Consider the following 26,970-nt stretch of genomic DNA (forward strand, 5'->3'; position numbering starts at 1 on the left):
GGAAGCCGGACCCCAGGATGTGGTGTCCGGCTCCCCTGCCGGGCAATGCCTAGCGGGCCACTGTTCCTTCGGTGTAGTCGTCTTCGTTCTTGATCCAGGAGAACAGCTTGCGCAGTTCGCGGCCGGTGGCCTCGATCGGGTGGTCCTCACCCTTCTTGCGCAGCGCCTTGAACTCCGGCGCGCCGGCGTCCTGGTCGTCGATGAAGCGCTTGGCGAAGGTGCCGTCCTGGATGTCCGCGAGGACAGCCTTCATGTTTTCCTTCACCTGCGGGGTGATGACGCGGGGGCCGGAGACGTAGTCGCCGTATTCCGCGGTGTCCGAGACGCTCCAGCGCTGCTTGGCGATGCCGCCCTCGACCATGAGATCGACGATCAGCTTGAGCTCGTGCAGCACCTCGAAGTAGGCGACCTCGGGCTTGTAGCCAGCCTCGGTGAGGGTTTCGAAGCCGTACTGGATCAGCTGCGAGGCGCCGCCGCAGAGGACAGCCTGCTCGCCGAAGAGGTCGGTTTCGGTCTCTTCGGTGAAGGTGGTCTCGATGACGCCCGCACGGGTGCCGCCGATCGCCTTGGCGTAGGACAGGGCCAGTTCCTTAGCCTTGCCGGACGGGTTCTGTTCGACGGCGATCAGGTCCGGCACGCCGCGGCCGGCTTCGAACTCGCGGCGCACGATGTGGCCCGGGCCCTTGGGGGCGACGAGGGCGACGTCGACGTCGGCCGGGGGCTGGATGTAGCCGTAGCGGATGTTGAAGCCGTGGCCGAAGAACAGGGCGTCGCCCGGCTGCAGGTTCGGGGCGATGTCCTCGGCGTACACGTGGCGCTGGACCTGGTCCGGGGTCAGGACCATGATGAGGTCGGCCTCGGCGACGGCGTCGGCAACGTTCAGGACCCGCAGGCCCTCGGCCTCGGCCTTGGCGCGGGACTTCGAGCCTTCCTTCAGGCCGACGCGGACGTCAACGCCGGAATCGCGGAGGCTGAGGGCGTGGGCGTGGCCCTGGGAGCCGTAACCGATGACGGCGACGGTGCGGCCCTGGATGATCGACAGGTCGGCGTCGTCGTCGTAAAACATTTCAGTCACTGGGGTGTCTCCTTTTGAGTGGATTCTTCGTAGATATTGTCTGTGGTGCTGCGGTACAACGGGGCGGCTCCGGCGGTGTTACGCGCTGCGGAGGGCCCTGTCACTCATGGAGCGGGATCCCCGCCCAACGGCCAGGGTGCCGGACTGCACGATTTCGCGGATGCCGAAAGGCTCCAGCACTGACAAGAGTGCCGTGAGCTTCTCGGGGTGGCCCGTTGCCTCAATGACCACCGACTCTGTGGAGACGTCGACCACTGAAGCGCGGAACAGGTCTGCAGCCTGGGTGACCTGCAGGCGTGTTGCGGCATCCGCACGTACCTTGACCAGGATGTGGTCACGCTGTACGGAAGATTCGGAGGTGAGCTCGACGATCTTGATCACGTTGACCAGCTTGTTCAGCTGCTTCGTGACCTGTTCGATCAGCTCGCCATCGGCGTCGACCACCACGGTCATCCGGGACATGCCCGGGACCTCGGTGGGGCCGACGGCCAGGGAATTGATGTTGAAGGCCCGGCGGGCGAAGAGGCTGGCGACGCGGGTCAGCACACCGGGCTTGTCTTCGACCAGAACGGACAATGTGTGGCGGGTCATGTTCAGTCCTCCTCTTCCCATTCCGGGGTCATGTTGCGGGCAACCTGGATCTGGTCGTTGCTGACCCCCGCGGGGACCATCGGCCACACCATCGAGTTGGGGCTCACGACGAAGTCGATGACCACCGGGCGGTCATTGATCTCCAGTGCCTTCTGGATGGTCGCGTCGATGTCCTCGTCGCGTTCGCACCGGAAGGCAGCGCAGCCGTAGGCGTCCGCCAGCTTGACGAAGTCCGGGATGCGGACCGTGTCATGTCCGGTGTTGAGGTCGGTGTTGGAGTAGCGGCCCTCGTAGAAGAGGGTCTGCCACTGCCGGACCATGCCCAGGGAGGAGTTGTTGATGATGGCGACCTTGATGGGGATCTTGTTGATCGCGCAGGTGGCCAGTTCCTGGTTGGTCATCTGGAAGCAGCCGTCGCCGTCGATCGCCCAGACCACGCGGTCCGGTTCGCCCACCTTGGCGCCCATGGCCGCCGGCACGGCGTAGCCCATGGTGCCGGCGCCGCCGGAGTTGAGCCAGGCGTGCGGGCGTTCGTACTTGATGAACTGTGAGGCCCACATCTGGTGCTGTCCGACGCCGGCGACATAGACGCCCTCGGGACCGGTCAGGGCGCCGATGCGTTCGATGACGCGCTGCGGGGCGCTGAGGCCGTCCTCGGGTTCGGTCCAGCCGAGCGGGTAGGTTTCCTTGAGGTTGTTAAGGAAGGCCCACCAGGTGGTCAGGTCCGGGGTGCCGAAGGCTTCGAACTGCAGGCGCAGGGCCTCGGTCAGCTCCGGGATGATCTCCTTGACCGAGCCGACAATCGGGACGTCGGCCGTGCGGTTCTTGGAGATTTCCGCCGGATCGATGTCGGCGTGGATGACCTTGGCGTTCGGGGCGAAGGACTTCAGGATGCCGGTCACGCGGTCATCGAACCGCGCGCCCAGGGTGATCAGCAGGTCCGACTGCTGCAGGGCTGTCACGGCGGAAACCGTGCCGTGCATGCCCGGCATGCCCACGTGCTGCGGGTGCGAGTCCGGGAACACGCCCCGGGCCATCAGGGTGGTGACCACGGGGGCGCCGGTCAGCTCGGTCAGTTCACGCAGCTCGGCCGAGGCGTGGGCCTTGACCACTCCGCCGCCGACGTAGAGCACGGGCTTGCTGGCACCGGAAATGAGCCGGGCGGCCTCGCGGACCTGCTTGCTGTGGCCGCGCACCACCGGCCGGTATCCCGGGAGATCGATCTTGGGCGGCCAGGAGAACGTCATCTGGCCCTGCTGGGCGTCCTTGGCGACGTCCACGAGGACCGGGCCCGGGCGTCCGGTGGACGCCAGGTGGAACGCCTCGGCCATCACATGCGGAATGTCGTTGGGGTCCGTGACCAGGAAGGAGTGCTTCGTGATCGGCATGGTGATCCCGACGATGTCCGCTTCCTGGAAGGCGTCGGTGCCGATCACCCCGCTGGAGACCTGGCCGGTAATGGCCACTATCGGCACGGAGTCCATGTGGGCGTCCATGATGGCGGTAACGAGGTTGGTGGCACCCGGGCCCGAGGTGGCGATGCAGACGCCAACCCGTCCGGTAACCATGGCGTAGCCTTGCGCGGCGTGGCCGGCTCCCTGTTCGTGACGGACCAGAACGTGGTTCATTTTGGAAGCCATCAAGGGGTCGTAGGTGGGCAGGATCGCGCCACCGGGCAAACCGAAAATGTCCTGGACGCCGAGTTCTTCGAGCGAACGGACAATTGCTTGCGAACCGGTCATGACCGTCGGGGGTACGACGTTGTTCGGTCCGAGGACAGGAGAGACGGCAGCAGAGTCGACGCCGGCGTCAGCCGGACGTTCGACGCGTTCCGGAGCCTTGTGGGCTCCAGTGGACTTGGTGGCCATCAGCGAGGGGCTGATCGGCGATCCTTTGCTCATCGGACTCTTCCTTTGTGGATCTTCGGTGATCGTGGAACTACTGGATTGTTCTGGTGCTGCGGGAAATAAAAAAACCCCTCAGCCGGCGGGCTCTTCGAGGGGTTGCGCGTGTCGGTTCGTTACCAGTGAAGGCTAATGAGCCACGCGCTTGGTAAGTACGACGGAAACACCGGCAGCGCTCTCGACTGCAGTGCACTCAAATTCAGTGACTCCGGCTGTAACGATCTCGATCATGCGTTCAGTTTTCCCTCTGAGTGAGACGGGTGTCAACGAGCCCGGCCTGTGTCTCACTATTTGGACAACGGTGTCCACTAGCTGGTCCTCCTGGTCTCCCCTTGCCCCCGACACCGAACGGCGAGCCGCCCACTTTGGCGGCGGGCGGGAATCTCCTACCCCGAACACCCGGCGCGGACGCCGTGCGTTCGGGGCCCCTCGGAGCTTCCCTTATTAAGCCTGGTCACCCAGGCCCGGAGGATCAGCCGCAATACGCGCCCGTGGAGGCGCTGTGGACGAGCTTGGCGTACTTGGCGAGCACACCCTTCGTGAACTTGGCCGGGAGCGGCTCCCAGCCGACCTTGCGGGCCTCGAGCTCGGCGCCGTCGACCAGGAGGTCGAAGGTGCGGGCCGCGATGTCCACGCGGATCCGGTCACCGTCCTTGACGAACGCGATGGGGCCGCCGTCGACGGCTTCCGGCGCGACGTGGCCGATGCACAGGCCGGTGGTTCCGCCGGAGAACCGTCCGTCGGTCAGCAGCAGGACGTCCTTGCCCAGGCCCGCGCCCTTGATGGCGCCGGTGATGGCGAGCATCTCGCGCATGCCGGGGCCGCCCTTGGGGCCTTCGTAGCGGATCACAACGACGTCGCCCTTGTGGATCTCACCCTTGTCCAGGGCATCGAGCGCGCCCTGTTCGCGTTCGAACACGCGAGCCGTGCCCTCGAAGACGTCGGCGTCGAAGCCGGCGCTCTTGACGACGGCGCCTTCCGGGGCCATCGAGCCGTGCAGGATGGTGATGCCGCCGGTCTTGTGGATCGGGTTGTCCAGTGCGCGCAGGATCTTACCGTCCAGGTCCGGCGGGTTGATCGCGGCGAGGTTCTCGGCCACGGTCTTGCCGGTGACGGTGAGGCAGTCACCGTGCAGCAGGCCGGCGTCGAGCAGTGCCTTCATGATCACCGGCACGCCGCCGATCTTGTCGACGTCGGTCATGACGTAGCGGCCGAACGGCTTGAGGTCGCCCAGGTGCGGGATCTTGTCGCCAATCCGGTTGAAGTCCTCCAGCGTCAGCTCCACCTCGGCTTCGCGGGCGATCGCGAGCAGGTGCAGCACGGCGTTGGTGGAACCGCCAAAGGCCATCGTGACGGCGATGGCGTTCTCGAACGCCTTGCGCGTCATGATGTCGCGGGCGGTGATGCCCAGGCGCAGGAGGTTGACCACGGCTTCGCCGGACTTGTGCGCAAAGGCGTCGCGGCGGCGGTCCGCGGAGGGCGGTGCGGCGGAGCCGGGCAGGGACATGCCCAGGGCCTCGCCGATGCAGGCCATGGTGTTGGCGGTGTACATGCCGCCGCAGGCGCCCTCGCCCGGGCAGATGGCCTTTTCGATGCGGTCCAGGTCTTCGCGGCTCATCTTGCCGGCGGCGCACGCGCCGACGGCCTCGAACGCGTCGATGAGGGTGACTTCCTTTTCGGAGCCGTCCTCGAGCTTGACCCAGCCGGGCATGATGGAGCCGGCGTAGAGGAACACGGCGGCCAGGTCCAGGCGGGCCGCGGCCATGAGCATGCCGGGCAGCGACTTGTCGCAGCCGGCCAGGAGCACAGAGCCGTCGATCCGTTCGGCCTGCATGACCGTCTCGACGGAGTCGGCGATGACTTCGCGGGACACCAGGGAGAAGTGCATGCCCTCGTGGCCCATGGAGATGCCGTCCGAGACGGAGATGGTGCCGAACTGCATGGGGAACCCGCCGCCGGCGTGGACGCCTTCCTTGGCGCCCTGGGCGAGCCGGTTCAACGAAAGGTTGCAGGGGGTGATCTCGTTCCACGAGCTCGCCACGCCGATCTGCGGCTTGGCGAAGTCGTCGTCGCCCATGCCGACCGCCCGGAACATGCCGCGCGCGGGGGCGGCGTGGATTCCATCGGTAACGACCCGGCTGCGGGGCTTGATGTCCGGCTTGGTGTCTGCTGCTGTGTGGGTGTCCTGACTCATGGCTCAAAGTCTAGGGCTCTGCTACAGGCGCCAACGACCCAAGAACGGAGCGTTAAGCGGAAAACTGGGAATATTTCGATCAAATAGTGGACTCTCGTCTCACATCATGAAACCGGGACCCGATTTGACCTAGGCCCGGTGAGCCGCGTCACGCAGTTCCGGGGCCTCGGCGACACCTTGGGCCTCGGCCTTGTGCATCGCCAGGACCTGCTGGATGGTGGTCCGGGCCGCGACGTCCGGACGGGCCAGCGCCACGATGCTCCGGCTGGCCTGCACACCCTCGAGCGGGCGCAGGACGAACCCCCGGCCCTGGTTGCTGACCGCCGTGTACCGCGGCAGCAGGCTCAGCCCGTGCCCGGCGCTGACCAGTGCTTCCAGGACCCGCAGGTCCGGGAACTGCTGGGCCCGGACCGCCGTCGAGTCGGCCCGCACCTCGATCTGGCGCAGCACGGAGTCGAAGGGAAAACCCTCCGGGACTCCCATCCACGGAAAGCCGACGACGTCCTCGGCGCACAGTGTGGCTTTGCCGGCCAGAGCGTGCCCGGCCGGCAAGGCCACGTCCAGGGGTTCGTCCAGCAGCGGCACGACCGTCAGGCCCTGGCCGCCGAAGACTTCCGGACCGTCGACACTGTGCGCCAGGACGATGTCGTAGTCCGCGGTCAGCCCGGCGAACCCTGCAACGCCCGGGTCCTCGAAATGCGCCTCGAACCGCAGCCCCTCGACGGCCTTGACCCGGTGCAGCATGCCCGGCAGGAACATCTCCGCGGCGCTGGGAAAGAAGGCTGCCACCACCCGCGTCTGCCAGCCGCGCCGGTACGTGTCGATGGTTGCTTCCGCCCGCGCCATGGCCGTCGACACGTCCGCGGCGGCGCCGGCCATGGCCAGCCCTGCCTCGGTAAGGCGCACTCCCCTGCCGGACTTCTCCACCAGGACGACGCCCAGTTCCTCCTGCAGGGTCTTCAGTTGCTGCGACACTGCAGATGGCGTGACCTTCATGGCCTCGGCCGTGGCGCCTACGGTTCCGCGGCCGGCGAGTTCACGCAGTATCTGCAGTCGCTTGAAATCCATGAGGCGAGGCTACACGCCGGGCCGGGTTTGATTCCGGTTCCGGGTGGCTCACCGGGCCGGGGATCCGCTCCAGGAATGCCCGGCATTTGGCCGCCGGGAGGGTGGACAGCCGGCTTTGCCCGGACGTAACGTCAAGCATCGGCAACCATGCCTCATGGGCTGAATACGGACTGAAAGGCTCTGCTATGGACTGGATCGTCTGGCTCGTTGTCATCATCGTGGTGGTCGCTGTGGTCTGGCGGCTGCTGAACCGCAACAAGAGCCGCCCGGGCGCAGATTCCTCATCCGCCGCAGGCACCAGCACCGGCACTTCTGCCGGCATTTCTTCTGGCAGCCCCGCCGGTTCGACGCCGGTGTCTGGCGCGGCGAGCGGTTCGGCGGCCAGTTCGACGGCGGCGGCCAGTCCGGTTGGCCCGGCAGCGGCCGGGGCCGCGGGTCCGACGGCGGGTGCCGCCGGTGCCGCGATGGCCGCGCCCGAGGCAGCGCCTGCGCCTGAGCCGGACGCAGCGGCCGGGGAGGCCACGGCTGCCCCCGAGGCGACCGAGCCCGCAGTGGCCCCGACCATCGAGCCGGGCGCCGAGGCCGCCCCGGAAGCAACGGGCGCCCCGGGCAATGCCGAGTGGGAGACCCAGTGGTCCGAGACCGCCCCGCCGGCGGAGACACACACCGCCGCGGCCCACGCTGAGCCGGCCCGCGGTGCGCACGCTGTGACGGCCGCCGAGCTTGGCGCTGCTGCGGAGACTGGGGCGGCGGGCCTGCCCGTCCACCACCCCGAATACACTGAGCCCCACGCGCCGACTCTGCCCGGGGCGGAATCGGCAGCCGCGGAACCGGCCGACGACGAGGACACCGTTACCGGCACGGCCACTTCAACCAGCACTGGCGCTGGTACCGGCATCGGCACGGCGATGCCCGGAGTGCCCGACGCCGGGACACAGCCCGCAGGTCCCCCTGACACGGAAACGACGCAGATGGCGGCCTCGCCGGCAGGGGCCGAGGCCTCCGCCAGCCAAACGGCCGAGCCCACCGGCCACTTGGCCACCGAGCAGCCCTACGGCGAGGGCTCAGCGGCTCCGGCGGCTGACGGAAGCGGCCCTGAGGGTTTCACAGTCAAGGGCAATGCCTCGTCAATGATCTACCACGACGAGACCAGCCCGGCGTATGAAGAAACCCGGGCTGAGGTGTGGTTTGCCTCCCCGGCCCACGCCGAAGCAGCCGGGTTTCGGCCGCCGCGCCGGACACGGCAGTAGCCGGCGGTCCGGGCGGCCGACCCATCCCCCCCTCAACGCGTCCCTTGATACTCCCGCGTTTTACCGGCAGGCGCTTCGCTGGCAGGGCAGCGGCCCGGGCCGTGGCGCTTGCCGTTGTCCTGTTTTTCTTGAGCGCCTGCACCGGCGGCTCAACCTCGCCCGTGGTTCAGCCGGGAGACCGCACTGCCACCGGAGCAGCGGGTACGGCCGGGGCAGCGGGTGAGCCCACGGTTGCGGGCCGGGTTAATGGGCTGCAGCTGCCGTGGTCCACGGTCCATCTACCCGGCGGCACCGCGGTCATCTCCGAGCGCGACACAGCACTGCTCAGGACCATCAAAGACGGACAGCTCGGTACGGTCGGCAAAGTGCCCGGCGTCGTGCCCGGCGGCGAAGGCGGCCTCCTGGGCCTTGCCCTTTCCCCCAACTTCGCGTCGGACCGTTACCTCTACGCCTACTTCACCGCGGCGGCGGACAACAGAATCGCCCGCATGCGGCTGGAGGAACGTGGCGGCAGGCTGGAGCTCGGCGCCTTGGAACCGGTTTTCACCGGCATTTCCAAGGCCGGCACGCACAACGGCGGCCGGATCCGCTTTGGGCCCGACGGTTTCCTGTATGTGGGGACGGGCGACTCCCAGCGCCGGGAGCAGCCGCAGGACCGCGCGGCGCTGGGCGGGAAGATCCTCCGCCTCACTCCGGATGGCAGGCCGGCACCAGGAAACCCGTTTGGTGATAACCCGGTCTACAGCTTTGGCCACAGGAACGTCCAGGGACTGGCCTGGGACAGCGCGGGCCGGCTCTGGGCCAGCGAATTCGGCCCGGACGTCAACGACGAGCTCAACCTGATCGTGCCGGGCGGCAACTACGGCTGGCCCGAGGTGACGGGCGCCCCGCACCGCCCCGGCTTCCTGGACGCCAAGGTGGTGTGGCCGTCGACGGCGGAGTCTTCCCCCAGCGGACTCGAAATTGTCGGCGGCACCGCCTACCTGGGCGCCCTGCGCGGCCAAAGGCTCTGGGTCGTTCCCCTCAACGGCGAATTCGCCGGAGATCCTGTGAGCTATTTCACAGGAAAGTACGGCCGGGTGCGCAACGTTTCACTCGCTCCTGACGGGCGCCTGTGGCTCCTCAGCAACGGGCAAAACCCTGATTTCGCGCTGATTTTGAACCTCCCCGGCTGACCCGGACCATCCCGCGCCCCTCGATTTCACACGACAGCCAATCTCGTGTAGAGTTTCATGTCGTTGCGGAGAACAACGCGGGAAATAAAAAGCCCCGGTGAACGAAAACAACAGATGCACCTCTAGCTCAACTGGCAGAGCAATTGACTCTTAATCAATGGGTTCCGGGTTCGAGTCCCGGGGGGTGCACAAGCGAGAAACCCCGTCTTACAGGCTTAGCGGCCTGCGAGGCGGGGTTTCTTTTTTGTTGGCGAAAGGCCGGCGCGACGCCGCGACAAGCCGGATCCGGGCTGGTGCCGCAGACCAGACTCGTAATGAGGTTGGCTAAGTCCTCCCGACCGGCCGGCCCGGGATGACTCGCCATTTAGGGCACTGACCGTAGACTCGGCCCATGTCTGGTCCTGGGGGAACGAAAACAGTCCGCTGCGCTGCGGCATACGTTGTTGGCCTGCTGCTCGCCGGTAGTTTGGCCTCCTGCGCCTACGAGGACGAGGGCGATCCCCGGCCGACGGCGGCCGGGCAAAGCCACCGGCCGGCGCCCGCCGCCCCGACCAAAGATCCGGGGGTGCTGGGCGTGGAAGCGAGCAACTACGCCGAGCTGCACAAGCGTCTGGCCGAGGCGCCAGGGTCCGTCCTCCTCTCTGACGCCGGTCCGGCGGACGGGCCAGGGGTTGGCTTCACCAAAGCCGCAACGGTGACGACCGCCGGTCCGCACACAGTCACCGCGGCGTGCGTGGGCATCCCCCATGCCCAGATCTTCCTCTCCCAGAACTCGCTGGCCGGAACAGAGCACACGGTGTTCGAGGTCGATTGCTCGCGAACCCAATCGCAGGTCGTCCAACTGCAGAAGGGCTACGTCAGTGCCCAGTTGACCCGCCCGGACCCGACCGGCGCCTGGACCGGGGCGGTCGCCGGAATCAAAGTCACGGGCCAGTGAGGCTAACGAGCCTGTATGGACTCAACTCAGCGCATCGGACCCAGCCCAACATGTGGTGGAGGGACTCGCGCGGTGGAGGGACTACTGATGCCGACCGTAAATGCTGCTCTCGATCCCTTTCGCGTTGCGAGGCGTGGCTGTTCCAGGACATCGACTACGGCCGGGACGGGTGCGCGTAGTCTGTCGCCATGACCTCGGGAAGCGGTGATGGCGGTAGAACGTACGAGTGGCAATCGTGGCCGTCCGACTCACTGGAGGGAATGCCGCCGAAGCGCCGCCGGCTGGTCTCCTGGGTGAGTCCGCCTCCCCGCTGGTGCCGATCGTCTGGACCATTGTGCTGGCCTTCCAGGGCCGCAGCTGGAGATCCTTGCCGCGTTGAGTGCCAGGTCTGCTGTGCGGCCGGAGCCGGTCCTACAGCTGCCGGCCCCGTTGGTCCCAGTCGGCTCGGCGGGCCTCTTCCGCGTCCCAGAATGGTGCATCGTTTCTCCGGACCCGGAGCAGATGCAAGAGTTGGATCACGCCCATCGCAAACATGGCCGTGTAGATCCAGAAGGAGACGGCGTCGAAGCCTCTTTCCGGCCAGAGCTTGTTGAAGGCGAGCAGAGCACCGATCAAGGCCAGCCCGGCGGCCGACCAGGCGCTGAACTTCCAGGAGCCGCGAGTCATCCGGGGTTCCATTCGCTTGCGGCCCTCAGTGGTCGGCATGAGTCAGATCTCCGGATGCTTGGGGCCTTTTGCTGAAGCGGGGTTCGCTGTCGCTGCCCAGTGCTGATGGCTCACCCTACCGATTCTTGGTCCACAGTGACGATGGCTTGCTGAGCGAAGACCTTGCCCGGGCAATGGAGACACGCAAAGGCCGGGATTCCGTGGCTGCCGGCGGTGGAACCCTACGATGGTGAGGATGAACTCCACCCGGAAGGTCTCGTCCGCATCCGCCGTGGCCCTGCTGCTCGCGGTCTCGCCGTTGGTCCTTGCGCTGCCAGCCACGGCCGGGCCCTGCAAGCCGGCCGGCCTTCTTCCCGTAAAGATCTGCCCCGCCTCGCCGACGCCGGGCCCACCGTCCGCTTCCCCGGCGCCCAGTGTGACTCCCCCGGGCAGCACAGCGCCGCCGTCGGACCCCGCGCCGCCCCAACCACCGTCACAGTCGCCGTCTCAAAGCCAGGTCCCCGGACAGGACGCGGCTCCGCCGACGCCGGGCCCCGCCCCCTCCGTCAGCCAGGGAGCCCCCACCCCACCGGCGGCGGGTTCCGTTCCGGTCCCGGCCACGGCGGGAACGTCCGCCCCTCAGTCGCCGGACGCTGGCCAGGGCCCGGAGTCCGCAACGGCGAATCCTTCCGCAGCGGCGGCCGGCAGGGTCGGTCCCGGACCGGACGGGCAAGGCAGTCTCGCCGGCGGATTCCTGCTGGCGCTCAGCGGCCTGCTCATAGGCGTCTCCGCGGCCATTGGCCTCCGCCGGCCCGCCCGGCCATGAAACGGCCGCCGAACCGTCACAGTGATCTGTGTGGTTCAGCGGCCGCCTCATGCACATCGATTTATCAGACCTTCTCGCGGGAACGGTCGCGCACCTTCTCCGGTTCTTCGACCGTGAACTCCTTGCTGCGGCGGGGGAAGGCCCAGAACCTGAATTCCGGCGCCTGCGACCGCGTCTCCGGGCGATCCTCAGATTCCTTTGCGGCATCCTTCCTGGTTTCCCGCCAGGAATCCCTGTTGTACGAATAGCACATCACTGACCTCCTTCGTGGTGGTTGCCTATTAATCGTCCTCCCGATCGGCTGGCGCGTCGATACTTCCGGACTGCCCTTTTGCGCCTGGGCGGCAGGCTGGCCCAAGGGTTCCAGCGGACGGGTCTGCGCCGTCGGCCGGCCTTCCCGCCGGCACGGGCCGCGGTTAGACTCCATCCAGTGCACCACTGCGACCAATGGGGGAATCATGGAGTTGCCCATCCCCCTGTACGCTCTGTCACGGAACAGAAGAAACCAACGCGCGCCACGCCCCGCAAAGGATGAACAGCCATGACCGTCCCGCCCAACGCCTCCGCCCCTGGCCCTGGCTGGTATCCGGACCCGGCGGGCTCGGGCCGGCTTCAGTGGTGGAACGGTTCGGCCTGGACCGGCCAGTTCAACGCACCCCAGTTCCAGGCGACGCCGCCCCGCCACCCGGTGGCGCAGCGCAGGCGCATCAGCGACCGGACACCGGTCTACAACGCGTACATCTGGACAATTGTGGCCCTGCCGCTCGTGCCGCTCATCCTGCTGATGTTCTGGAACCCTGTGCTCCGGCTGCGCACCGTGGGCCCGCGGCAGATCCAGACAATTGATCCGGCGTCGATTTTCACGGCGCCTTACTTCCTCTTCATAGCAATCAGTTTCGTGGCCTACGGTGTGTCCGCCCTCCTGGCGTACCTGGACTGGGACCGGCTGCGCAAGGACGGCGTTGTCCGGCCGTTCCACTGGGCGTGGGTGTTCCTCAGCAGGGAGGTCTACGTGATTGGCCGCTCCGTGATCGTCCACGAGGTCGCCCCGCGGCGTGGGCTCGCCCCGGTGTGGGTCACGATCAGCGTCGTCTTGCTCACGGCGGTGCTCACCGGCCTCAAAATGTCAGCCATCGTCGCCACCCTGGCGAACCAGGCTGTAACGGTGTAGGCAGCGTCAGCCCAGGCAGCGGCCAACGTGCCGGGGCTGCTCCGACCGCCAGCTTCCTGGCTCCTGAAACGATCCGTCCGATTGCGGCAGAAACAGGGTCTTTAGTCCCTTTTGAGAGTCAATGCTGGGGCGTTGACTGGAAAGGTGCTCCGGGCAACAGTTCTGGAGCGACCGGTCCTGCAGACCCGGACCGACAACAACGCCGGCCAGAGGGCCCGACGCGACCACCAAAAATGATATTCAGATCTCCCGGTGCCCACACTGAGGATCGCGTCAGCAGACACGGAAATCATGGGCCCCCGGCAGCATGCCTGCACGGCCCGCCCCCGGGGCCAGGGAAATCGATCTCCGTAAGGACCAAGTTTCATGAACAAGGCTATTCGCATCATTGGAACAACCGCGGTGACCGCCGCACTGGGCCTGGGCGCCAGCGCCGTGCCTGCCAGCGCCGCCGTTACCACTTCGACCGCCTCCGCCAGCTCCTGGAGTCAGTCCTCATTTGTGAACCGGCACCACATGCGGGACAACAACCGGCACGACACGCGCAATGGCTGGTGGGACGGGGAGAACCGGTGGCATGACAAGGACGACGGATGGGGTTGGCGCGACGATCATGGCAACTGGCGTGACGACAACGACCACCGCGGCTCATGGACGGGCCGGGACGGCTGCCGGCATGACAAGGACGGGTTCTGGGACCATCACGGAAACCGGCACGACAATAAGAAACACAACCACCACAGGAACACCTGGTGACCGGTCACCACTGAAGGCCTCGAGAACGGAACTGATTGGGACGGCGGGAAACCCTGCCGTCCCGTTCCCGTTCCCCCTCAGCAGCGTGGCTAATTCAGCGGGGTGGCCCCGGCAATGGCGCCCGGCTCGGCAGCCGTGACGATGGCATTGGCCTCCGGCGAGGAAGACTTGGTTGCCAGCACCCTGACCACGGCCTGGAGCTCCTGCCGCAGCACGTCGGGGTCAATGGGCGTGGCGGCGAGCACGGAACGTTCCATGTCGGCGGCCGCGGCAACCGCCTCGCGCCCCTGGTCAGTCAGCGACACCACATGGCTGCGCCGGTCGGAGGTGCTGCGGTGCCGCGAAATGTGGCCGTGCGCTTCCAGCCGGCTCAGTGTCTTGCCCATCGTCTGGGCCTGGACCCGGACGAGCTGGGCCAATTGGGCTTGCGTCATCGGCCCATTCGCCGAGAGCACCTCCATGGCGATCACCCCGGCATGGGTCAGGCCAATGGCCCCCAATTTTTCGTTCCAGGAGTGTTCTACAAGACGTGCTGCCGTGGACAATAGGCGGCCCGTGGGCCAGCGATCCATATCAGGCATACCCAAGAGTATAGCGAGCAGCGGATTCGTCCGGCGCCGATCGCGTCACTACGCTGGATTATCACCCCGCTTCATGACCAACCTCACCAAGGAGACACCCGTGTCCGAGCGACTCACCGCCGGTGCCACAGCACCGGATTTCACCCTCAAGAACGCCGAAGGACAGGACGTCAGCCTGCGTGATTTCCGGGGCCGGAAGACCGTGCTCTACTTCTACCCGGCAGCCGCCACGCCGGGATGCACCAAGGAGGCCTGCGATTTCCGGGATTCCCTCGGCGCGCTTCAGGCCGCAGGTTATGACGTCGTGGGCATCTCCCCCGACCCCGTCGGGAAGCTTGCCGCGTTCGCGGCCGCCGAAGGGCTGAACTTCCCGCTGCTCTCCGACGAGGACCACTCCGTCGCCGAGGCCTACGCGGCCTGGGGCGAAAAGAAAAACTACGGCAAGACCTACCAGGGCCTGATCCGCTCGACCATCGTCGTCGACGCCGACGGCCGGGTTGCCGTCGCACAGTACAACGTCCGGGCCACCGGGCATGTCGCCAAACTTCGCCGGGACCTGAAACTCGACGCCTAGTCCCCGGTCTCCGGTCCGTCCGCCCGCGGCAGCCGTTGCAACCAGCAAACCGGCAATAGGTACAATGGAGCCTGGCGTCCGCCGCCGGGGTTCTTTCCCGGGACGACGACGGCGCCGCGCGCGAGTGGTGAAATTGGCAGACACGCAGGATTTAGGTTCCTGTGCCTTCGGGCGTGGGGGTTCAAGTCCCCCCTTGCGCACAGAGAGAACCCCGGTCTTCGGACCGGGGTTCTTGTGGTTTCCGGCGCTGTTCCGGGATTTTTCAGGAGTTTTGACCCCGCCAAAAAGAATTTCACATCCGCACCCATCCGTTTCCTCCGAGCAGCCGAATACCCATTGAGACACCAACCAAGGGTCGGTGCCCAACAGTCGGGAAAGGGCCGCAGCGGCAAAAATTCGCCGCCGGCAAACATCGGCACAACAAAGGAGAAACCGAAATGCAGAACATCAAGCGCACCACGTTCGCCGTTGCAGGTATCGCAGCTGCCGCCATGCTCAGCCTCACTGCCTGTGGCGGATCCAGCGCCTCGTCGGCCCCCGCCTCCTCGGCCCCGTCCTCCGCACCGGCGGAATCCAGCATGGCCTCCCCCTCCACGAGCGCCTCCGCCGCGGCCATGGATCCGGCCGCCAACCTCGTCGGGTCCGGCTGCGCCGCCTACGCCGCCCAGGTTCCCAGCGGTGCCGGCTCCGTCTCCGGCATGGCGCTTGACCCGGTAGCCACCGCGGCGTCCAACAACCCGATCCTCACCACCCTGACCGCCGCCGTGTCCGGCAAGCTCAACCCCAAGGTCAACCTGGTGGACACGCTCAACGGCAGCGAATTCACCGTCTTCGCCCCGACGGATGACGCCTTCAAGAAGATCGATCCGGCCACGATCGAGGCCCTAAAGACGGACGACGCCACGCTGAGCAAGATCCTGACCTACCACGTTGTCCCCGGCAAGATCACCCCGGACCAGATCGTCGGCACCCACAAGACGGTTGAAGGCGGTTCGGTGACGGTCACCGGCACCAAGGATGCCCTCAAGGTTGACGGCGCCAACGTTGTCTGCGGCGGCGTCCAGACCGCCAACGCCACTGTCTACATGGTCGACTCAGTCCTGATGCCCAAGTAGTCAGCCCTTTGCACTCCTGCCCGGCTCCAGCCTGACTCCCTGGACCACTAGGAGAAGCGGAGGCCCGCACCACCAGGTGCGGGCCTCCGCTTTTTGCGTTGCCGTGCGCCTTGCGGCGGTGTGCCACAAGAGCTGGCGGACCCGGCCGTCAACTAGACTGGGGCTGGTCCGCAGCCGGCGGACCATCCAGTTCCCAGAGGTGATTCTCGAGTGCCCAGCAGTACAGTGCCCAGCAGGACAGTGCGGCGGATTGCCGCAAGCATCGGGGCCGCCCTCCTTGTCCTGCCGCTCGCGTCCTGCACGGGCAGCCTCGGCCCGGCACCCAGCTCCCCCACCGCCTCTGCCACCGCCAGCGCGGCACCTACCGCGCTTTTCACCTTCGGCACCGGCTCGGAGCCGCTCGGGCTCGATCCTGCCCTGGTCTCCGACGTCGAGTCATACCGCGTCTCCCGGCAGGTACTGGAAGGCCTCGTGGGCGTAGACCAGACCACCGGCCAGCCCACGCCGCTGCTGGCCACCGAATGGTCCCAGAGCGATGAAGGCCGGACTTACGAGTTCAAGCTGCGCGGGAACGTTAAATTCCAGGACGGGACACCGTTCGACGCCGCCGCGGTATGCACCAACTTCAACCGCTGGTTCAACTTCTCACCGGCCCTCCGCGAACAGGCCACCGGTACCACCTTCAAGGGCGTCTTCAAGGCCCATGCGGACCAGGCGTCGCTGTCCATATACAAGAACTGCACCGCCGTCGCGCCGGACAATGTGCGGATCGGCCTCACCCAGCCCTTCACGGGTTTTCTCCAGGCCCTCACCCTGCCGGCCTTCGCGATCTCTTCGCCCAAGGCCCTCGCCGCGGAGAACGCTGACGTCCTGAACCAGCGCCGGGGCGGGCAGCCGGTATCCGCCTACGGCCTCCACCCGGTAGGCACAGGGCCGTACGTTTTCGGCTCCTGGGACTCGGGCAGCGTCTCCCTGGCCAGCAACAAGGACTACTGGGGTGACAAAGGGCAGATCGGCACCATCAAGTTCGTGACCTACGATCACCCGCAGACCCGGATGCAGGCGCTCCTGGACGGCAAGATCGACGCCTACGACGCCGTCACCGTGGGAAACTTTGACCAACTGGTCAAGAGCGGAAAGCAGATCATCCAGCGGGACCCGTTCTCCGTGATGTACCTGGGCATGAACCAGCAGGTCCCCATCCTGCAGAACCTCAAGGTCCGCCAGGCGATCGAAATGGCGCTGGACAAGGACACTCTGATCCGCCGGTTCTTCATCGACAACACGGCCCAGGCATCCCAGTTTGTTCCGCCCAAGCTCAGCGGCTTCAACAACAATGCCGCGGCGCTCGGCTACAACCCGGGCAAGGCCAAGGAACTCCTGGCCGAGGCCGGCTACAAGGGCGAGGAGCTGAAGTTCTACTATCCGCTCAACGTCACCCGGCCCTACCTGCCGACGCCGGAAAAGGTGTACGCCGAGATCAGCCGGCAACTGACCGCCGTCGGGCTCAACGTCAAGCCCGTACCGGTGGACTGGGCTGACGGCTACCTGCAGAAGGTCACGTCCCCGGGCGACCACGCCCTGCACCTGCTGGGCTGGAACGGCTCGTATTCGGACCCCGACAATTTCGTGGGCCCGCTCTTCGGCGAGAACACCGGCGAATTCGGTTACCAGGATCCCCAGGTCTTCTCCAAGATCGCCCGGGCCCGGGGCCTGCCGGACGGCAAGGACCGCACCGAGGAGTACCAGACCATCAACGGGCAGATCGCGGCCACGGTGCCTGCGGTTCCCATTGCCTTCCCGATCTCGGCCCTGGCGCTCTCGGACCGGGTGCTGAAGTACCCGGCGTCGCCGGTGCTGAACGAAGTTTTCACAAAGGTCGAGCTAAGGCCTTGACGCCCGGGGCCAATTTCAGTTAGTGGGCGGTGCGGGATATTCTGTGACAGCCAGAGCCGCTGCTATCGGAGACTGATTGTGACTTTCATTTCCAAGACCCAACACGCCGACGTCGTCCTGATTGGCGGCGGCATCATGAGCGCCACGCTCGGCGCCTTCATCAAGCAGCTTGAGCCGAACTGGACCATCTCGCTCTTTGAGCGTCTGGACGAGCCCGGACTGGAAAGCTCCGACCCGTGGAACAACGCCGGCACCGGACACGCTGCCCTGTGTGAGCTTAATTACTCCCCCGCAGCCAAAGACGGCTCGGTGGACCCCGGCAAGGCCCTGAACATCAACGAGCAGTTCCAGTTGTCCCGCCAGTTCTGGTCCCACCTCGTCTCGAACTCGCTGATCGGCTCCCCCAAGGGCTTCATCAACACCGTTCCGCACATGAGCTTCGTGATCGGCGAGGACCACACCAAGTTCCTCCGCACCCGCTACGAGGCACTCAAGCCGAACCCGCTGTTCCGTTCGATGGAGTATTCCGAGGACCACGCGCAGATCGCCAAGTGGGCCCCGCTGATCGTCAAGGGCCGCGACCCCAAGCAGCGCGTCGCGGCAACCCGCGCCGCCGAGGGCACCGACGTCGACTTCGGCGCCCTGACCCGCGAGCTGACCACCTACCTGGGCAACAACGGCGTGGAGATCAACTACGGCCACAACGTCAGCGACATCAAGCGCGCGTCCGGCGGCGGCTGGGACCTGTCGCTGAAGCACGCCAGGAGCGGCGAGCACGGCTCCATCCACGCGAAGTTCGTGTTTGTCGGAGCCGGCGGCGGGGCCCTGCACCTGCTGCAGGCCTCCGGTATCCCGGAAGGCAAGGGGTTTGGCGGTTTCCCGGTCTCCGGCCAGTTCTTCCGCTGCACCGACGAGGGCATCGCCGCCCGGCACAGCGCGAAGGTCTACGGCCAGGCGTCTGTCGGCGCCCCGCCCATGTCCGTGCCGCACCTGGACACCCGCTACGTCAACGGCAAGCGCTCCCTGCTGTTCGGCCCGTACGCCGGCTTCTCCACGAACTTCCTCAAGAGCGGCTCTTACCTGGACCTGCCGCTGTCCATCCGCCCCTCCAACATCATCCCGATGCTGGCCGTGGCCAAGGACAACATGGACCTCACCGCCTACCTGATCAAGGAAGTCGCCAAGCGTCACGGCGACAAGGTCGAGGCCCTGCGGGAGTACTACCCCGAGGCCAAGGACGGCGACTGGGAGCTCATCACCGCCGGCCAGCGGGTCCAGATCATCAAGAAGGACCCGAAGAAGGGCGGCGTGCTGCAGTTCGGCACCGAGGTCATCGCCGGACGCGACGGCACCATCGGCGCCCTGCTTGGCGCATCCCCGGGCGCGTCCACCGCCGTGCCGATCATGATCGAGCTGCTCCAGAAGTCCTTCCCGAAGAACTTCAAGGGCTGGCAGTCCAAGCTCAAGGACATGATGCCCGGCTACGGCGTCAAGCTCAACGACAACCCTGAGCTCGCCGCCACGCTGGAGGCCGAGACGGCCAAGGCGCTGCAACTCGAACAGGTCACCGCCAGCAACTAAGCCGGTGCCCGGCCGCGGCTGGTTTACACTGCTGGTTTGGGACCGCTGCAACCCGTGACGTCCCCGTTTTTTGATGTCCCGTTGTGCAGGACGCCCCCGACCCACCAGGAGACCATGAGATGTTCCGGCTCGCAAAGCTGTCTCTCGCCAACCGGGCCCTGATCGCGCTGATCACGGTGTTCGCTTGCGTTTTCGGCGTGATCACGATGTCCTCGCTGAAACAGGAGCTCATCCCCTCCATCGAGTTCCCGCAGATCACCGTGATCTCCTCGATGCCCGGTGCGTCGCCGGAAGTCGTGGACAAGCAGATCAGTGCCCCGTTGGAAAAGGCGCTGAACAGCGTCGAGGGGCTGGAATCGACGTCGTCAACGTCCCGGAACGGCGTCTCGCAGATTTCCCTGGCGTTCACCTACGGCTCCAACCTGGACCGGGCCCGGAACCAGATCGACCGCGCCATCTCCAACGCCAAGCAGGCCCTGCCGAAGGACGTCCAGCCGCAGGCGATCGCCGGGAGCATCAGCGACTTCCCGATCGTCTTCCTGGCCGTGTCCTCCGACAAACCGCTCAGTGAACTCAACGCCGATCTCGCCCGGCTCAGCGTCCCTGTGCTGCAGAAGCTCGACGGCGTGCGCGGCGCCGACGTGACCGGCGGCGCCACGCAGCACATCCAGATCCTGCCGCGGCCCCGGGACCTGGCGGCATCGGGCACGAGCCTCCAGGCCATCAGCGACGCGCTGAAGAACAACGGTGCATTGGTCCCGGCCGGCACCATCGAGGAACAGGGCAAAACCCTCTCGCTGCAGATCGGCAGCCCGGTCGACTCCCTCGACGCCATCAAGGCCCTCCCGCTGGGCGCGGCCCGTGATGCGGCGACGATCGGCAGCGTGGCGGATGTCAGCCTGGTCGAGGACGCCCGCACGTCAATCACGCGGACCAACGGCAAGGAAACCCTCGCCCTGTCCGTGACCAAGAAGCCCGAGGGCGACACCGTCGCGATCTCCCACGCGGTCAAGGACGCCATCCCGCAACTTGAGGCCGAGCTTGGCTCCAACGCCAAATTCACCCCGGTCTTCGACCAGGCGCCGTTCATCGAGAAGTCCATCAAGGACCTCACCACCGAGGGCCTGCTGGGACTGGGCTTCGCCGTCCTGGTGATCCTGGTGTTCCTGATGTCAGTGCGCGCCACCCTGGTGACGGCCGTGTCCATCCCGCTGTCCCTGCTGATCACGTTCATCGGCCTCGCTGGCACCGGCTACTCACTCAACATCCTCACCCTTGGCGCGCTCACCATCGCGATCGGCCGCGTCGTGGACGACTCGATCGTGGTCATCGAAAACATCAAACGGCACCTGAGCTACGGCGAGGACAAGATCACCGCGATCGGAACCGCCATCCGCGAAGTTGCCGGCGCCATCACGGCGTCCACCCTGACCACCGTGGCCGTCTTCTTGCCCATCGCCTTCGTCGGCGACCTGGCCGGTGCGCTGTTCCGTCCGTTCGCCCTGACAGTGACCATCGCCCTGCTCTCCTCGCTGCTGGTCTCGCTGACCATCGTGCCGGTGCTGGCCTACTGGTTCCTGCGCACGCCCGCCGTCACCGGCTCTCCGGCTTCTGCGGCTGGCATTGCCGCCAAGGCGCACGAGGCCGAGCAGAGCACGCTCCTGCAGCGCGGCTACCTGCCTGTCCTGTCCGGCACGCAGCGGCACCCGGTCCTCACCCTGGTCGCCGCGGCCCTGGTGCTTGCCGGCACCGTGGCGATGTCCCCGCTGCTCGCCACCGACCTCCTGGGCCGCTCCGGCGAGAACAGCATGACCGTCAAGCAGGCCCTGCCGGCAGGGACCAGCCTTGACGAGGCCAGCGCTTCGGCGATCCGCGTCGAGGACACCCTGCGGGGCATCGACGGAATCAAGGACGTCCAGGCCACCACCGGCAACGCCCAGACCGGCTTCTCGGCCCTGCTCTCCTCCGGCGCGTCCAATTCGACGTTCACCGTGGTGACGGACGAGAAAGCCAACCAGGGCAAGCTCCAGGAGACTGTCCGCAGCGAACTCTCCAAGCTCGGCGACGCCGGAAAGATCACGGTTGGTTCCCAGCAGGGCGGCTTCGGCACTTCGTCAACCGTGGACATCACCCTCAAGGCCGCCACCACCGCCGATCTCCAGACGGCCAGTGACGCGATGGTCAAGGCCATGGACGGTGTCCCGGGCAGCAGCGAAGTGGCCACCAACCTGGCCGCCAGCCAGCCGGTGGTCCAGGTCAAGGTGGACCGCGCCAAGGCCGTCGCGGCCGGCCTGAACGAGGAGCGCGTGGCCGGGGTCCTGGCCGCCACGATCAGCCCGATTCCGGCCGGGACGATCCGCATCGACACCAACGACTTCCCGGTCCGGATTGGCGAGGGCACCCGCTTCACGAGCATCGAGGCCGTCCGGGACATGCCGCTCCCGACGGCGGCCGGCGCCGTTGCGCTGGGCAGCATCGCCTCGGTAGAGCAGGTGGACGTCCCCGTCTCCATCACCGCCAGCAACGGCCAGCACACCGCGCGGGTCTCGGTGACGCCGTCGGGCTCCAACCTCGGCGCGGTCAGCACCGAGGTGCAGAACCGGCTCAAGTCAGTCCAGCTGCCGCCCGGGGTGACCGCCACGATCGGCGGTGCCACGACGCAGCAGGCCGATTCGTTCCGCCAGCTCGGGCTCGCCCTGCTCGCTGCCATCGCGATCGTCTACGTGATCATGGTGGCTGCGTTCAAATCGCTCGTGCAGCCGCTGATCCTGCTGGTCTCCGTCCCGTTCGCCGCGACAGGCGCAATCGCCCTGCTCGTGGTGACCGGTGTGCCGTTGGGCCTGCCGTCGCTGATCGGCATGTTGATGCTCGTGGGCATCGTGGTGACCAACGCGATTGTGCTGATCGACCTCATCAACCAGTACCGCCAGCCCCGCAATGGCGAACCCGGGATGAACGTGGCGGACGCGATCATGCACGGCGCCCGCCAGCGCCTCCGCCCCATCCTCATGACGGCGCTCGCCACGGTGTTCGCCCTGACACCGATGGCGCTGGGACTGACCGGCGGCGGCGGATTCATCTCCCAGCCCCTGGCGATCGTGGTGATCGGCGGCCTGATCTCCTCCACCGCCCTCACACTCATCCTGGTCCCGGTGCTGTACCGGCTCGTGGAAGGGCGGCGCGAGCGCAGGGCACTACAGAAGTCGCTGCGCCGCGGACGCCATTCCGGGCCGGCCGTGACCGAGGACTTCCCCGACGACTTCCCCGAAGACGCTCCCCTGCCAACCAGTTCGCACTAGGAACCAGAACCCGGCGTCCCTGCCTTGTCCTCGGCCTCGACGTTAGGCTTGACGAGGGTCCGCGCTGCCTTGGGCGCCCTGTGCGTTCCGTGAGTTGCGTAGGTTCCCTTCGAGAGTCTGACGAGTCCAGCGGGTACTGCGACGGCTTCCCGGTGGCGGGGGCCACCGTGGCGCGGAACGCCGTAGCGAGGGCTCCCAGAAACCACGGCCGCGAGCGGTTTAGGGGCGACGGGGCTTGTCACCTCCCGCGCCGGGTTGCCGGTATAGGTTGCATCTTCCGGGACGTCTTCGCCCTTCATCAAGAGGGCGTCGGCACCGAGTGACGAACCATCCTGCATCGTCACCCCGTAGTTGACCCACGAATCCACGCCAAGGGAGCAGCGGTTGCCGAGAACGATGTAGTCGGACTTGAAGGCCCCGTCTTCCATGGAGTGGCCCTGAATGGTGGCTCCTTCATTGAACGCACAATCATCACCGATAGCCACAAGAGTTTTCTCCGGTATGTTGGCGCCGGCATCGTAGAGCCGCTTGCCGACCTTGACGCCCAGCATTCGCCAGATCACGGGCTTGAACGGGGTTCCGTTGAAGCCCGGCATGGCCAGCAGCTTCCATAGACGTTCGTGCCGCCAGAAGTAGGGGTCGTAGATGGAGCAGTATTGCGGCTTCAGGTGGCGGAAGCCCATGACCGAGCGCTCAACAAGCACGGCAATCAGTACGCGGAACAGCAGCAAGGTGAGCATCATGGCTGCGATCGCCAGCACACCGAGGAAGCTGAATGCCGACACGGCAACGGCGGCGCTAAACGTGGCAACAAACAACAGGAACCAGCGCACGGCCAGGAACAGCACCATGCTCAGGATGTTGTGCCGGTTCTTTGCCGGGAGAGCGCTGTTCCGCGCCTCTGCAATCGTCTGTTCGTCAAACTGGGCGTCACGCTGAACAGACCGGGGAATCTCGAACGGCGGTGACCCCAGCAGGCCCACATCCGCACGGATCGGACCGTCGATCGGAATCATCACCTTCGTGGCCAAGAGACAGTTCTCCCCGACCCTGGATCCGATCGGAACACTGATGGCATTACCGAGAAAGTTGTGGCCAGCCAGGTGGACCCGCGAGAGACGGAACGACGTGCTTGAGAAGTCGGCGTTCATCATGTTGAGGCCGTCCGCGACCATAGTTCCTGTTCCCACTGAGCTCAGGAACGGCGACTCGTGGGCCAGTGTGGGGCCGAAGTTTGACCCGGTTTGCTCCACCCTGCCGAGGTTATAACCCAAGGCCTTCAGATAGTGCACTATGTACGAACTGTCGCCGAAGACGTCTTTGTACAGTTTGACGTTGGACACGCGGGCGATCATGCGCTGGATGGTGAAGTGCACGCCGTACAGCGGATAGACCTTTTCCGGCTTGATGAAGCGATTGAGCAAACGCGGGATGCTGAAGATGATGATCAGGCCGGTGATCAGCCCGACAACGAACAGAACCAGTGTTACGGCGAGTACGTCTATGAAAAAGTTTGGGGAGCCCGGCTGCAGGTGTCCCGTGCTCAGGTAGGGGGGCAGGAGCACGGCCAGCCCGAGAAGGCCCGCCGGAACCACCAGGACCAAACGGTTGAACAACTGGAGAAGGCTGAAAATGACCCTGCGTCGCGTGCCGCAATTAGTGGGCGGGACACGCAGGTAATTGGTGTTGGTGCGCGCAGCAGGCGAACCGTGCCAGATTTGTCCACCAGGTACAACCTGCCCGGTCTGCAACGATGAAGCATGTCCCAGCTGAGTGTCGTCTCCCATCGACGTAGCGATGTCCAACGTGGTTTTCTCCGACACAAGGACATTTCTGCCCAGCATCACGGGACCGGTTTCAATCATGCCCGAGCGTGCCCGATAGCATTGGAACGAGGAGTTCTTGTGGATGACTGTGTTGTCACCGACGGTGAGCAGGTCCGGGCACGCGGGCACCTTCCGGGAGAAGATCACCACCCCCTTGCCGATCTTTGCGCCCAGGAGCCGCAGGTACACCACATACAGCGGAGAGCCGGCGAACAAGACCAGTGGATTTGCCCTGGTAAGTGTCTTGACTGCCCAAAAACGGAGATAAGCCAGACTCCATATTCGGATGTTGCCCGGCTTCCACCGCCCAACCAGAATCCACTTGGCGAGGATCGGGGTCGCGGAAAGGATCAGGAACATGGCGGCGCCGAAACCAATGGACCGCAGCCACATGTCAAATGGATTGCTGCCCCCGGATGTCCACTGGAAGCCGATAATCAGCAGGGAAGCAGCGTACGAAGTGTAACCCAGGAAAATCAGCAACTGAATTGCCCCGCACATGACGAACTGGAAGGTGCTGGGTGGTGGCATCGGAACCGGGGGTACAGCGTCGGTCTCTGCTACGGCCGCGCTGAGGACGGATTCACTGTGCCGGGCTTCGAGGCAGGCGGCGAGCTGCCGGACCGTCGGGTTCTCATAGATATCCTGCATCGCGGCTGCGGGCAGGGCGGTTTCTTTCCTGATGCGGGCGCAATAGCGGGCCATCAACAGCGAGTCGGCGCCAAGGTCGTTGAAGAAGTGGGCATCGGTGGAAACCTTCTCAAGGCTCAGGACGGTGCCAAGCTGCGCGGCCAGGGCCTCTTCGGCGGCAGTTGTGGGGGCGGTAAAGGACCCCGCGGCCGCCCGGCTGATCCTGTGCTCGGGACGGGGTAGCCGCTTCCTGTCCACTTTGTCACTGGCCATCATGGGAATGGAGTCCAGCTGTTCAAAATAGGCAGGAACCATGTATCCGGGGAGCCTGGTGCGCAGCATCCGGTGGAGGTCATGAGCATCCACGCCCTCCACGTCCTGGCGCAGGGTGTAGTAGGCGGCCAGCTCCACGGTTCCTTGTTCCGGCTCATACGTCTGTACGACTGCCTGTGCAATGCCGGGGAGCTGCAGGAGGACGGATTCTATTTCGCTCAGTTCGATGCGGTAGCCACGTATTTTGACTTGGGTATCGATCCGGCCGAAATATTCGAGCTGCCCGTCGTCGTTCACCCGTCCGAGGTCCCCTGTGCGATAAATCCGGCCGGACGGGTTGTTCTCGATTCCGAGGAAATCCGGGACAAAGGCCCGCTCCGTCAGGTCCTGACGGTTCACGTACCCGCGCGCCAGCCCCACCCCTGCGAGGCCGATTTCTCCCATTTCACCGCGCGGCAGGGCCCGAAGCTCGGCGGGATCCACAATGACCGCGGTGTAGGTGGGCAAGGGCACTCCGAGGGACACGGGCAGGTCCGGGTCCAGGACCGACCAGGTGGCAGTCACGGTCGCTTCGGTGGGGCCGTAGACGTTCAGGAAGCGCCGGCCGGGGCGGTGCCAGCGCATCACGAGATCCTTCGGGCACGCCTCTCCGGAGACCAGCAGGAACCGCAAATCGGGCAGGTCCTCGTCAAGCGTCGCCAGCAGCGTTGGAACGCAGCAAAGGGCGGTGATCCGTTTTTCCTGCAGGTACTCCGCGAGTTCGGCACCCAGCATGCTGGACCGGCCCGGCTTGGGCACCAGCGTGGCTCCGACCATCCAGGCAACCCAGATTTCCTCCACCGAGAAATCGAAGGCGATCGTCATACCTTGGTACACGCGGTCCGTGGACTCAATCCCGTAGATGTCAGAGGCCACCCGGACAAAATTGCAGATGCTGGCCTGCTCCACTGCCACGCCCTTGGGCCGGCCGGTCGAGCCGGAGGTGTAGATAATGTAGGCCAGCTCATCCTTGGTTCCGCCATGGTCCGCGCTTCCCAAACGGGAGGAATCCTTGGCGTCGATCTGGGCCTGCACATCATCGACGCACACCGTGACAGCGGCCACCTCAGGCAGCAGATCCCTCAGATGGGACAGAGACAGGACCATGGCCACGTTGGCGTCCTCGACAATGTACTGAAGACGGTCAGGGGGGAAACCCGGGTCCAGGGGAACATAGGCCGCGTGGATCTTCAGAACGGCCAGCATCGCCACGTAGGCCCGCCATGGCTGGTCAAACAGCAGGGCGATGCGGTCACCCGGCCGGGCACCGCACACCAAGAGATGCCGCGCCAGCTGGTTCGCCCGTTCATCCAGCTCCGTGTACGTCAGGACAACGTCCCCCGCATCGACGGCAACCTGGTCGCCGCGCCCCTGTTCCCGCAAGCGGTCGCAACTATCCTCAAACAGCCGGTCCAACCGCTCGCCCCGCCGCCAGCGGGCGGCCTGATCGGGCGCAGCCGACGTCAGGACAGTTCCGCCTTCCGAGCCGCCGATCATCGACATGATTCCCCGCAACTCGGGAGGTCTGGTGAGGCCGTTTCCGGTCCTCGCGGTCTTGCCCATC

The 26,970-nt window shown here is 65.9% G+C and carries 19 protein-coding genes and 2 tRNA genes; 12 read left to right on the top strand and 9 right to left on the bottom strand.

Annotated elements, in window-relative coordinates; translation table 11 throughout:
- Positions 1-49: 49 nt before the first annotated feature.
- The 5 genes from ilvC to AC1DGD_RS18710 all read right to left on the bottom strand — a co-directional run bounded on the left by ilvC (position 50) and on the right by AC1DGD_RS18710 (position 6,832).
- Positions 50-1,075 (bottom strand): ketol-acid reductoisomerase, encoded by a 1,026-nt coding sequence (ilvC, locus tag AC1DGD_RS18690; RefSeq protein WP_026266449.1) that lies wholly within the window; start codon positions 1,073-1,075, stop codon positions 50-52.
- A gap of 78 nt (positions 1,076-1,153) precedes the next feature.
- On the bottom strand, positions 1,154-1,666 hold the full coding sequence (gene ilvN / locus AC1DGD_RS18695) for an acetolactate synthase small subunit (RefSeq protein ID WP_018773531.1): 513 nt from the start codon (positions 1,664-1,666) through the stop codon (positions 1,154-1,156).
- Positions 1,667-1,668: 2 nt separating this feature from the next.
- Positions 1,669-3,567, bottom strand: coding sequence for an acetolactate synthase large subunit (locus AC1DGD_RS18700; RefSeq protein WP_476857802.1), 1,899 nt, complete (start codon positions 3,565-3,567; stop codon positions 1,669-1,671).
- Positions 3,568-4,042: 475 nt separating this feature from the next.
- On the bottom strand, positions 4,043-5,764 hold the full coding sequence (gene ilvD, locus AC1DGD_RS18705) for a dihydroxy-acid dehydratase (RefSeq protein WP_476857803.1): 1,722 nt from the start codon (positions 5,762-5,764) through the stop codon (positions 4,043-4,045).
- 129 nt (positions 5,765-5,893) lie between these two features.
- Positions 5,894-6,832, bottom strand: coding sequence for a LysR family transcriptional regulator (locus tag AC1DGD_RS18710; RefSeq protein WP_476857804.1), 939 nt, complete (start codon positions 6,830-6,832; stop codon positions 5,894-5,896).
- Between the two features lie 185 nt (positions 6,833-7,017).
- Here AC1DGD_RS18710 and AC1DGD_RS18715 point away from each other — a divergent pair, with 185 nt between their 5' ends.
- From AC1DGD_RS18715 to AC1DGD_RS18730, 4 genes are all read left to right on the top strand, one after another.
- Positions 7,018-8,082 (top strand): sunset domain-containing protein, encoded by a 1,065-nt coding sequence (locus tag AC1DGD_RS18715; RefSeq protein WP_476857805.1) that lies wholly within the window; start codon positions 7,018-7,020, stop codon positions 8,080-8,082.
- Between the two features lie 47 nt (positions 8,083-8,129).
- Positions 8,130-9,257: a PQQ-dependent sugar dehydrogenase gene (locus AC1DGD_RS18720; RefSeq protein ID WP_476857824.1), complete on the top strand. Its 1,128-nt coding sequence runs from the start codon at positions 8,130-8,132 to the stop codon at positions 9,255-9,257.
- 116 nt (positions 9,258-9,373) lie between these two features.
- Positions 9,374-9,446: transfer RNA gene (locus AC1DGD_RS18725), tRNA-Lys, on the top strand.
- Between the two features lie 202 nt (positions 9,447-9,648).
- The gene (locus tag AC1DGD_RS18730; RefSeq protein WP_476857806.1) at positions 9,649-10,194 is read left to right on the top strand and encodes a hypothetical protein; all 546 of its coding nucleotides are present in this window, start codon (positions 9,649-9,651) and stop codon (positions 10,192-10,194) included.
- Positions 10,195-10,605: 411 nt separating this feature from the next.
- Here AC1DGD_RS18730 and AC1DGD_RS18735 read toward each other — a convergent pair whose 3' ends face one another.
- The gene (locus AC1DGD_RS18735; protein WP_476857807.1) at positions 10,606-10,860 is read right to left on the bottom strand and encodes a hypothetical protein; all 255 of its coding nucleotides are present in this window, start codon (positions 10,858-10,860) and stop codon (positions 10,606-10,608) included.
- 869 nt (positions 10,861-11,729) lie between these two features.
- Positions 11,730-11,918 (bottom strand): hypothetical protein, encoded by a 189-nt coding sequence (locus tag AC1DGD_RS18740; protein ID WP_476848899.1) that lies wholly within the window; start codon positions 11,916-11,918, stop codon positions 11,730-11,732.
- A gap of 288 nt (positions 11,919-12,206) precedes the next feature.
- On the opposite strand from AC1DGD_RS18740, the gene AC1DGD_RS18745 reads away from it, so the two are divergent.
- Positions 12,207-12,836, top strand: a complete 630-nt coding sequence (locus tag AC1DGD_RS18745; protein ID WP_476857808.1) for a DUF2510 domain-containing protein — start codon at positions 12,207-12,209, stop codon at positions 12,834-12,836.
- 366 nt (positions 12,837-13,202) lie between these two features.
- Positions 13,203-13,592: a hypothetical protein gene (locus tag AC1DGD_RS18750; RefSeq protein ID WP_476848897.1), complete on the top strand. Its 390-nt coding sequence runs from the start codon at positions 13,203-13,205 to the stop codon at positions 13,590-13,592.
- Between the two features lie 89 nt (positions 13,593-13,681).
- Here AC1DGD_RS18750 and AC1DGD_RS18755 read toward each other — a convergent pair whose 3' ends face one another.
- Positions 13,682-14,164: a MarR family winged helix-turn-helix transcriptional regulator gene (locus AC1DGD_RS18755; RefSeq protein WP_043433894.1), complete on the bottom strand. Its 483-nt coding sequence runs from the start codon at positions 14,162-14,164 to the stop codon at positions 13,682-13,684.
- Between the two features lie 109 nt (positions 14,165-14,273).
- Between AC1DGD_RS18755 and bcp the strand changes: the two genes are divergently transcribed.
- The 6 genes from bcp to AC1DGD_RS18785 all read left to right on the top strand — a co-directional run bounded on the left by bcp (position 14,274) and on the right by AC1DGD_RS18785 (position 22,638).
- Entirely contained in the window at positions 14,274-14,747 is a 474-nt protein-coding gene (bcp, locus tag AC1DGD_RS18760) for a thioredoxin-dependent thiol peroxidase (RefSeq protein ID WP_476857809.1), read from the top strand.
- A 118-nt stretch (positions 14,748-14,865) separates the two neighbouring features.
- Positions 14,866-14,947 (top strand) — tRNA-Leu (locus tag AC1DGD_RS18765).
- A gap of 237 nt (positions 14,948-15,184) precedes the next feature.
- Positions 15,185-15,862: a fasciclin domain-containing protein gene (locus AC1DGD_RS18770; RefSeq protein ID WP_476857810.1), complete on the top strand. Its 678-nt coding sequence runs from the start codon at positions 15,185-15,187 to the stop codon at positions 15,860-15,862.
- Positions 15,863-16,102: 240 nt separating this feature from the next.
- Positions 16,103-17,758 (top strand): ABC transporter substrate-binding protein, encoded by a 1,656-nt coding sequence (locus AC1DGD_RS18775; RefSeq protein WP_476857825.1) that lies wholly within the window; start codon positions 16,103-16,105, stop codon positions 17,756-17,758.
- Positions 17,759-17,836: 78 nt separating this feature from the next.
- Positions 17,837-19,339, top strand: coding sequence for a malate:quinone oxidoreductase (locus AC1DGD_RS18780; RefSeq protein ID WP_476857811.1), 1,503 nt, complete (start codon positions 17,837-17,839; stop codon positions 19,337-19,339).
- Between the two features lie 119 nt (positions 19,340-19,458).
- The gene (locus tag AC1DGD_RS18785) at positions 19,459-22,638 is read left to right on the top strand and encodes an efflux RND transporter permease subunit (protein ID WP_476857812.1); all 3,180 of its coding nucleotides are present in this window, start codon (positions 19,459-19,461) and stop codon (positions 22,636-22,638) included.
- On the opposite strand, the gene AC1DGD_RS18790 is transcribed toward AC1DGD_RS18785, so the two are convergent.
- A complete protein-coding gene (locus tag AC1DGD_RS18790) occupies positions 22,635-26,969 on the bottom strand; it encodes a Pls/PosA family non-ribosomal peptide synthetase (RefSeq protein WP_476857813.1) in 4,335 nt (1,444 codons plus the stop codon). The genes AC1DGD_RS18785 and AC1DGD_RS18790 overlap by 4 nt on opposite strands.
- Position 26,970 lies beyond the last annotated feature (1 nt).

It is taken from the genome of Arthrobacter sp. 05T45, assembly GCF_056395875.1.